General features: G+C 63.7%; 2 protein-coding genes. Both read left to right on the top strand.

What is annotated here, in order from left to right; all coding sequences use genetic code 11:
- Positions 1-790, top strand: a 790-nt coding sequence (locus tag EOE18_RS18145) for a tyrosine-type recombinase/integrase (protein ID WP_127712158.1), incomplete at its 5' end; no start/stop codon positions are given.
- 4 nt (positions 791-794) lie between these two features.
- On the top strand, positions 795-1,988 hold the full coding sequence (locus EOE18_RS18140; protein WP_127712156.1) for an IS91 family transposase: 1,194 nt from the start codon (positions 795-797) through the stop codon (positions 1,986-1,988).
- Positions 1,989-2,288: the final 300 nt, after the last annotated feature.

Raw genomic sequence — 2,288 nt, 5'->3', positions numbered from 1 at the left:
GTTCGCCACATATCTTGGGCGTCCCCCCGATACTGCGACGGTAGAAGAACTCCGGCAATTCCAGGTCGAACAGCGCGAGGCGGGCATAGGGATCCCGACCATGAACAGCATCGTTTCTGCGCTGCGCTTCTTTTTCACCCACACCATTGATCGCCCGGATTTGTCCCGCAAGCTCTATACGGTCAAGAATCCGCGCTCCTTGCCCGTTGTCCTCAGCCGCGACGAGGTCGTGCTTCTCCTCGGCGCGACCAACTGCCTGAAGCACAAGGCTGCACTGTCCGTTGCGTATGGCGCTGGCTTGCGCGCCGCCGAAGTCACGATGCTGAAGGTCCGCGATGTCGACAGCAAGCGCATGCTCCTGCGCGTGGAGCGCGGTAAAGGCGGGCGCTATCGCAATGCGCTCCTGCCCGCTGACCTTCTTGCCCTTTTGCGCGAGTGGTGGACGGTGGGCCGCAAGCAAGGCGTCATGCACGCCGATGGCTGGCTGTTCCCGGGCATGCACTATCTCAAGCCGCTTAGTACTCGACAGCTCCATCGCATCGTTGTCGATGCTGCCGAGTCCGCGGGTATCAAAAAGCGGGTCGGCCCACACACTCTGCGGCACAGCTTCGCCACGTATCTGTTGGAAGACGGCGTCGATATTCGGATCATCCAGGCGCTGCTCGGGCATGCGAACCTCGAGACCACCGCTTTCTACACCACGGTCGCAACTCGAACCGTGCGCGCGGTCATCAGTCCGCTGGACAAATTGACGATGCTGCTCGAGGCGCAGGTGGCTCCTCCCGGCTGAGCCGGTGCGCGCCTCGCTCGAGGTCGCCGATATCTTCCGTAGCGCCGGGCCCGCTTATCGCGCAGCCCACGCCGGGCATCTGAGCCTCGGCCAGCTCAAGGTCATGACGGCCATCGAGAATTGCCGCACCGCAGCACTGGGCGGTCACGTCGAGGCCTGCGACGACTGCGGGCATTGGCGGATTGCCTACAACTCTTGCCGCAACCGGCACTGTCCCAAGTGCCAGGGCGCCGCCGCGCGCACCTGGCTGGCCGCGCGCGAAGCCGATCTCTTGCCGGTCGGCTACTTCCATGTCGTCTTCACGCTCCCTACCGAGATCGCGGATATCGCGTGGCAGAACAAGGCGGCGGTCTATGATCTGCTGTTCCGCACGGCGGCGGACACCATGCTGACCATCGCCGCCGATCCCAAGCACCTCGGCGCGCGGGTCGGCATCACCGCTGTCTTGCACACGTGGGGATCGGCGCTGACGCATCATCCGCATGTGCACATGATCGTGCCGGGCGGCGGCATCGCGCTCGACGGCACGCGCTGGGTCTCGTCGCGCCCCGCCTTCCTGCTGCCGGTGCGCATCCTGGGCGCATTGTTCCGTCGGCTGTTTCTCACGCGCCTCCTGGCGTTGTTCGATGCCGGCAAGCTGGCCTTCTTCGGTGCCTTGGCGGGTCTGGCCGCGCGCAAGATCTTCCTGCGGTATCTGTCGCCGATCAGGAAAAAGCGCTGGGTGGTCTATGCCAAGCCGCCCTTCGCCGGGCCGCAGGCGGTCTTGGCCTATCTCTCGCGCTACACCCACCGCGTTGCCATCTCGAACAGGCGCCTCATCGCCTTCGATGAGACCGGCGTGACGTTCCGATACAAGGATTATCGCCGCGATGGCGCCGAACGCCAGCAGGTCATGACGCTGGCGACCGACGAGTTCATCCGTCGCTTCCTGATCCACGTCCTGCCGCGCGGCTTCCACCGCATCCGGCATTACGGCCTGCTTGCCAGTTCAACGCACAAGGAAGCCATGGCGCTCGCACGCAAGCTGCTGGGCGTAGCCGCGCCGATCGTGGAACTCGAACCTGAGGAACCGCCCGATCATCGCCTGCCATGCCCATGCTGCGGCGGGCACATGACCATCATTGAAGCCTTCGCCCGCTGGTGCCAACCGCGTGCACCGCCGCAGCCAGCATCGCCGATCCGGGAGAACACGCTATGATCCGGCATGGCTTACCCTGCATGCTGGCTGTGAACGTTGCGCTCCGGCCCATGGGGATTGGTGTGCCGAAGCCGCCAGCAAAGTCAAAATTGAGATCATTGCCAGCAGGATCAGCGGTGCTTCGAGCACAATGGCCATCTGACTTCCATGCTATTGCGCCCAACAAAAGCTGGGCGGCAAGCTTGCTTCAGCCCAACCAAGCCACACCAAAGCCCTTTTACCCATAGACCAAGGCGAGCCTCACCGCGGGTCGTACTTGTAAGACTTTCGTACGCCTGTCGGCGCCCGAAACCCTTCGAC

The sequence above is a fragment of the Novosphingobium umbonatum genome, assembly GCF_004005905.1.
Taxonomy (GTDB): domain Bacteria; phylum Pseudomonadota; class Alphaproteobacteria; order Sphingomonadales; family Sphingomonadaceae; genus Novosphingobium; species Novosphingobium umbonatum.
The sequence above is the reverse complement of the archived record's forward strand: the minus strand, read 5'-3'. Positions and strand labels throughout refer to the sequence as shown.